The sequence below is a fragment of the Candidatus Hydrogenedentota bacterium genome (assembly GCA_035416745.1).
GTDB lineage: Bacteria > Hydrogenedentota > Hydrogenedentia > Hydrogenedentales > SLHB01 > UBA2224.
Map to the genome: position 1 here is coordinate 21,448 of DAOLNV010000035.1, position 6,780 is coordinate 28,227.

A 6,780-nucleotide genomic window follows, 5' to 3' on the forward strand; every position below is an offset into this window, starting at 1 on the left:
GGTTGCAACGTGTGGGTGTTGGAACGCGCCCGAAAACCCGGCGTCCCCATCAGCTTGACTAAGGAAAAGGGCAGATACCTCTATGCTGCTGCAAAAGGGCTTTTCTCTTACCGTTTTCCGTTGTTTCGGAAAGCCTTGTCTCACGATTCGGTGTTCTCCCACTCTCTTGACACGAGAATACATTTGTTCTAGTGTGAAAAATGGCAAAGGTCTGCGCACGGCTTGAGATTCTAACCCTAGTAGGCGGGGCAAGAGGATTGGCACGATGACGGGCTTTGGGGCAGACGCTCTTCTCGCGGCCCGGCGCTTGCTCGAACGCCGTGCGGGCCAGTGTCTGCCCCCACGTACTTGCATCACGCCCGGATTGGCCCGGGCAAAGACATGCATCCGCGGCCGCTGCCAACAACCGAGCCGAAACGTATGCAACCTTGGCATTCCCCCCTGTTCCCGCTTGGAATCCTTCGGCGAACGCATGTTCGCCAGAATATGCTTTTTTACCGCGATCTCCTCGACAAAGGGGCGTTGCGCCCGTGAGAAACGCGTTGCAGGACCAATACGTGGACCGCGACGCAAGAAAAGGTGTTCAATTGAACGTTCTTGTCGCAGATGATGACGCAGTTGCCCGGCGTCTTATGGAACGGCTTCTTACCCAATGGGGGCACGAAGTTGTTGCCGCTGCGGACGGCGATCGCGCTTACGAGCAGATCGAACAGCGCCCGGAACTTCAAGTGCTTCTCCTGGATTGGATGATGCCTGGCCTGGACGGGCCGGAGATATGCCGGCGGGTGCGGGCTCAGCAACGCGAACATTATGTCTACATTCTGCTGATCACGTCCCGCTCGGGCCGCGAGGATTTCCTGGAAGGCATGTCCGCGGGCGCGGATGATTTCGTTATCAAGCCGGTTGACCCGGACGAGCTACAGGTGCGTCTGATAGCCGCGCAACGCGTGATAGGGTTGAAGACGGATATCGAGACGCAAGAGAGAATCAATCATGAGCTGCGTGAGCTGGATAGGATGAAGTCGGCTTTCATTCTTCTCACCTCTCACGAGCTGCGTTCCCCGTTAGCCGTGATAAACGGCGCGACGGAACTGCTTCGTCCCCACATTGACCCTGACAAGAGGACTGCTCGGAGCCTCCTGGACGCATTAACTAAGAGCACTCAGCGCCTCGTTGATGTGGTTGTGCGAACACTGAAGGTGAGCCACGAAGGCGGTTATGACCAGGGTCTATTTGCCGAAGAAACGGACTTGGCGGCACTCACCAAGGACGTCGTGGAGGAAGCATGCGTGTTCGCGGACCGGCGCGGTCAGAAGCTGCGCGTTACTGTGGACGACGGTCTGCCCCCTGTCACGCTTGACCGCAGCAAGATTGCCGACGCGCTTCTAAACCTCCTGATGAACGCCATCAAGTTCACCCCCGACGGCGAGACCATCGGCGTGAACGTTTGTCAGCCGGACGCGGGAAACGTGCGCTTTGAGGTCATTGACCGGGGAGTGGGCGTCTCCGAGACGGACAAGCCCCACATTTTCGAGATGTACTTCTCGACGCTCGACATGCTGCACCATTCCTCCGGCAGTTACGAGTTTGGCAAACGCGGCCTGGGCCTGGGACTGCCGATCGTCAAGCATTTCGCGGAATTGCACGGAGGGACGGCTGGTTTTGAGAGTTCGGAAGGCAACGGTTCGCGGTTCTTTTTCACCATTCCGCTGACCGGGGTACCGGAGCCGGGCGGCCAGGAAGGTCCCCACAACGCGGCCGCTGGTAGCGCGCCGTAACCTGTCCGTCTGCATGGAATCCCGTACTGGAGGCGAAGGCATGGAAGCCAGACTTGTAGATATGAAGCCCTTGCGCACGCTGATCTTGAATAGTGAAGACTGGCTGATGGGGCGGATTCTGGAATATGCCAGAAAGCGCGAATACGCGAGATACACGTCCACACTGAAGGAAGCGTGGCGCCTTTCCATCTCGGGGTTGTCCGACGCGCTCGTGAGCGCGCTGGACACCACTGGCGCTAGCTTCGAGCTGGGTCCCGACGAGGACTTCACGGGGGACCCGATCTGTTCGTTCGCCTTGGTAGAATCCCAGCGCCATCGCGCTCGCGGCATCAGTCTCGCCATGTTCCTGGGGCTGATGACGTACTATCGTGACTCCTTTCTTGATCTCGTGCGCGGTTCGGATTTCGAGCCGTTGTACAAGGCGCACTGCTGTCACGTGATTACCCGCCTGTTCGACCGTTTCGAGATCGCGTTCTGCAGTGACTGGGCGGGGTCGGACCCGAGCAGCCTGATTGCCGAACTTCAGGCCAGCAACCGTTCCATGACGAACGAAAAGAACCGTTATCTCACCGTTTTCGAGAGTCATCCCCATCCGGTGTTTGTGCTGGACACCCGGATGCGCATAGTGAATCTGAACCATGCAGCGGCCCTGCTGGTCCATCACGGAAAGGTGCCCGGCGACCAATACTACAAGATTCGGGCCTTGCTCAAAGACAAGACGGCAGTTGCTGAACAGGATGCGCACGGAATCTGCAAAGGGCTATCCGGAACGCCGCTCGCTGAGATTCTACCCGGGCTGGCGGCAGACCTCTCCCGCTTCTTGGGCAGTGCCGGTGAAGTTCTCGCTGTCGAGCGAGAAATACCGGCAGAAAACGGTCCCCGCTGCTACCACGTGAAATTCGCCCGGATTCTCGACGTGAGCGAGAAATTTGGCGGCGCCATTGTCACCCTCGAGGATATAACCGTTCAGAAACAGGCAGCCGAGGAATTGCGCCGCGCGAAAGAGGCCGCGGAATCGGCAAACCGGGCCAAGAGCAGTTTCCTGGCTAACATGAGCCACGAGATCCGCACTCCCATGAGCGCCATCATGGGCATGATGGACCTGTTGGCGGACACCGACTTGACCGAGGAGCAACGGGATTTCGCCGAAACCGCGCATCAGTCCAGCGAATCCCTTCTCAGCATCATCAATGATATTTTGGATTTCTCGAAGATCGAGGCGGGGAAGTTGGAACTCGAGTCCCTGGCATTTCACTTGCCCACGCATATCGAGGCGGTGGCCGACGTTTTTGCGGGACAAGTGGATGACAAGGGCATCGAGTTGTGCGTTCTGGTCGCGCCCGACGTCCCTGATTACGTGCTAGGCGACCCGGGACGCCTCCGGCAAGTTCTGGTCAATCTGGTGGGGAACGCGATCAAGTTCACGGAGAAGGGCGAGGTGGTCCTGAATGTCGCCCGCACGGCCTGGAACGGTCATGACGATGCGGTCCGCTTTGAGGTGTCCGATACGGGGATCGGCATTATCGAGGAACAGCGCGAGCGGCTTTTCGAGTCGTTCACGCAGGCGGATGCGTCGACTACCCGCAGATACGGGGGCACGGGGCTTGGCCTCGCGATCTGCCAGCGGCTGATAAGCCTCATGGGGGGTGAGATCGGCGTCGAGAGCGAAGCAGGCGCGGGCTCGACGTTTTACTTCGTTGTTCCCCTGCCTCCGGCAGAAGGTGAACTTGTGCCCGAGCAATTGACCGAGTCGGTCGATCTGAGGGGAGTGCGGGTCCTGGTGGTCGACGATAACGATACAAACCGGCTGATTCTTCGTACCTATCTCGAGCGCTGGGGATGCGTGGTTGCGGAGGCTGGCGACGGATGCAGCGCGTTGACCGCGCTTCGTGAGGCGGCCCGCGCCGGGCGGCCGTTCCGCCTGGCGTTGTTGGACCTGCAGATGCCGGGAATGGACGGCGAAGAACTCGCTCAAGAAGTGAAGCGTGATGCGACAGTCGCGAGCACGCGCCTTATCCTCCTGACCTCGATTGGACGCAGGTGCCCCCTGGAACGCCTCGCCAACATCGGCTTTGAAGGAGTATTGATGAAACCCGCCAAACGGCAAGCACTGTTCGATTGCGTCACGACGGTCCTGGGCCGGCGTCCCGCCCCGGTTGGCAAAGGCGTGAGCAGTGTCGTAACGGAGCATACGCTGGACTGGCCGGCACGGGGCCGCTTTCTCTTGCTGGTGGTTGAGGATGTGACCGCCAACCAGAAAGTGATGGACCGGTTGCTCGCCAAAGCGGGGTTCCGCTGCGAGCTGGCTCGTAACGGCCGGGAGGCCCTCGAGGCGCTGAAACGCCGGCACTACGACCTCGTGCTGATGGACTGCCAGATGCCCGAGATGGACGGCTATGAGGCCACACGGAGATTGCGCGAGCAGGAAAGGCCCGGCGACCATATCCCGGTTATCGCGATGACCGCCTCGGCGATGAAGGGAGACCGCGAGCGCTGCCTGGCGGCGGGAATGGATGACTACCTCTCCAAACCCGTCATCAGGGAGAACCTGTTATCGGTGTTGAACAGGTGGCTGCGCCCGCCTGACGCGAATGGTGAAGCGCATGCGTGCTCCGGCGGTCCGCCATGCGCTGCTCTCCCGGAAGAGGTTGCCCCGGTAGATTTGAGTGTTTTGAGACAATCGTGCGGGGAGGACGCGGAGTTTATGGCCGAGATCGTCCACGAGTACTTGGGCGAAAATGCCCAGCGGCTTGTGGAACTCGCCGCGGCCGTGGAAACGCGCAATCCCCAAAGCATGGAACGCTGGGCCCATGTGATTAGGGGCAGTTCTCTGACCATTGGCGCTCAACGCATTGCCGACCTCGCACGAGAGTTGGAACGGCAAGGCCGCGAACACGATCTTGACGGCGCGCAGGAGATGCTGGCATCCGTCACAAAGGAAGGCGAACGCGTGGCCCAATTCCTGCGGTCAACCTTTCCGGACAGCCCGGGCGCCCTGGAGAGCGACCCGGAGAAGGGTCCCGCTGCATAGGGACTCCCCGCGCCGGGCGGTTGAACCGTTTGCCGCCGGTCTTGCCTCGCAACACCGCCGTTTCTTTCGCTTCCCCATTGTTTTCAAGAGTGGCCGCCTTGTGGTGCGGCGCCTGGTCCTCCCGCATTGGACGTGCCGGACGGTTCGGCGGCTGCCTGCAGGCCAGTGGCCACTTCGGGGACAATACCCTTGCTGACATATATCCGATGGAGCAGCGCGCGCAAGTTAGGAAGTCTCCGGTAGAAATCAACGGCGCCCAGGACACAGACCGTCCCCCCGATGGCCATGGTCAGTGCCGAGCCAATCTCACGCGCGGCGAACCCCGCCAACAAGTTGCCCAAAGGCACGACCCCCATGAACGACAGTGAATAGAAGCTCATCACGCGCCCGCGCTTGTCGTCGTCCACGATGGTCTGTAAAACAGTATTACAGGACGCCATCAGCAGCATCTGGCCCAGACCGAGCAGCGGCATGAACAGGAGCGCCAACGCGAATGACCGGTTGAGGGAAAAGCCGATCAGCGTGGCGCCGAAGAGGGCAGGGGCAAAGACAATGATGCGGCCCAGTCCGCGGACCGAGGAGCGGCTCGCCAGGTACAGCGCCCCGGCCAGGGCGCCAACGCCGGCCACCGCGACTAATGTGCCGTAGCCCTTGGGGCCGCAAGACAAAACGTGCCTGCCGAACGCCGGCAGCAGGGAGTTGTACGGAACGCCCACGAGGCTGACCAGCGCCATGATTAGCAATAAGGCACGAATCGGCGGGAAAGTGAAGGCATAGACCAGCCCCTCGGCCAGGTTCTGGAGCACGTGTTTCTTGCTGGGCTGGACCCGGCGCGGCTTGATGCGCATAACCAGCAGCGCAATGATGACGGCCAGGAAGCTGAACCCGTTGAGCAAAAAGCACGCGCCAACGCCAAACATGGCCGTAACGACGCCGCCAAAGGCGGGACCCACCAGACGGCCTAAATTGACGATGGAACTGTTGAGTGCAATGGCATTGGTGAGGTCTTCCGGCCGTTCCACCATCTCGATAACGAACGACTGCCGAGTTGGCACTTCGACCGCGTTCACCGCGCCCAACCAGAGCGAGAGGACGACGATCTGCCAGATTTCAACGCCGCCGGTCACCGTCAGCGCGGCCAGCACGAAGGACTGGAGCATGGCCAGCGCTTGGGCGGCTACGAGCATACGCCGCCGGTCCCACCGGTCGGCCAGGGCGCCCGCCAGAGGGGTCAGCACGATGGCGGGAATCTGCCCGGCGAAGCCCACTATGCCCAGCCAGAACGCAGCGGTCTTTTCATCGGGGAACATGGTGCCGACCAGCCACAGGAGGGCGGTCCGCTGCATCCAGGTGCCCGTCAGCGAGATACCCTGACCTACGAAGAACAGGCGGTAATTGCGCGAGCGCAGCGGCCGGACGACATTGGCCCACCGCGACCCGTTGGCTCTATTTGAGACAGACTCACTCACTCGGGCATTCGCTTTCGGTCCTGAATCGGGGACATACGCAACACCAGACGGACACGCTTCGCTCCCGATCAGTCGCAGGTTTGAGTCCGTCAAGGCGCAGGTCAGCGACTACCCCCGGAAGTGTGCCGGCTGAATTGGCAAGCGCACGCACATTACCATCCCCGCCGATCCAGGATACACTAACAATTGATATTCGACCAAAACTCACGGTCTGGCTTCAACTTCTGCCGCAATAGAACCGTGACGGTCTGATGAGACGGCTAATGCCCCAAGGCAGGCGGCTCAAGTCGCGGCCTTCCCTGCGTTGTAGATATCGCTCATACGCACAGCCCCCTATTTGCTCCAAAGACAGTTTAGCCCATGTGGGTAAATTTAGAAAGAGACGGGAAGGTTTGTTTGACGGGATGAACAGGATTGGCGGGATGGCCTTCCCAATGCAGAGAGTGAATTGTAGCGCCCGACCTCGCGTCAGGCGTCCGGACGTCCGACACAAGGCCGGACG

Annotated in this window: 3 protein-coding genes; 2 read left to right on the plus strand and 1 reads right to left on the minus strand. The window is 60.4% G+C overall.

Annotation, left to right across the window (positions count from 1 at the left end; all coding sequences use genetic code 11):
* Positions 1–530: 530 nt before the first annotated feature.
* Together PLJ71_12065 and PLJ71_12070 are read left to right on the plus strand one after the other, a co-directional pair.
* The gene (locus PLJ71_12065) at positions 531–1,778 is read left to right on the plus strand and encodes a response regulator (GenBank protein HQM49413.1); all 1,248 of its coding nucleotides are present in this window, start codon (positions 531–533) and stop codon (positions 1,776–1,778) included.
* A 40-nt stretch (positions 1,779–1,818) separates the two neighbouring features.
* Positions 1,819–4,809: a response regulator gene (locus tag PLJ71_12070; GenBank protein HQM49414.1), complete on the plus strand. Its 2,991-nt coding sequence runs from the start codon at positions 1,819–1,821 to the stop codon at positions 4,807–4,809.
* Positions 4,810–4,892: 83 nt separating this feature from the next.
* On the opposite strand, the gene PLJ71_12075 is transcribed toward PLJ71_12070, so the two are convergent.
* Complete coding sequence (locus PLJ71_12075; protein ID HQM49415.1) at positions 4,893–6,278, minus strand: MFS transporter; 1,386 nt, start codon at positions 6,276–6,278, stop codon at positions 4,893–4,895.
* Positions 6,279–6,780: the final 502 nt, after the last annotated feature.

Excerpts from the sequence above, each read along its gene's own strand:
- PLJ71_12070 (HQM49414.1), top strand. The coding sequence starts at position 1,819 with ATGGAAGCCAGACTTGTAGATATGAAGCCCTTGCGCACGCTGATCTTG.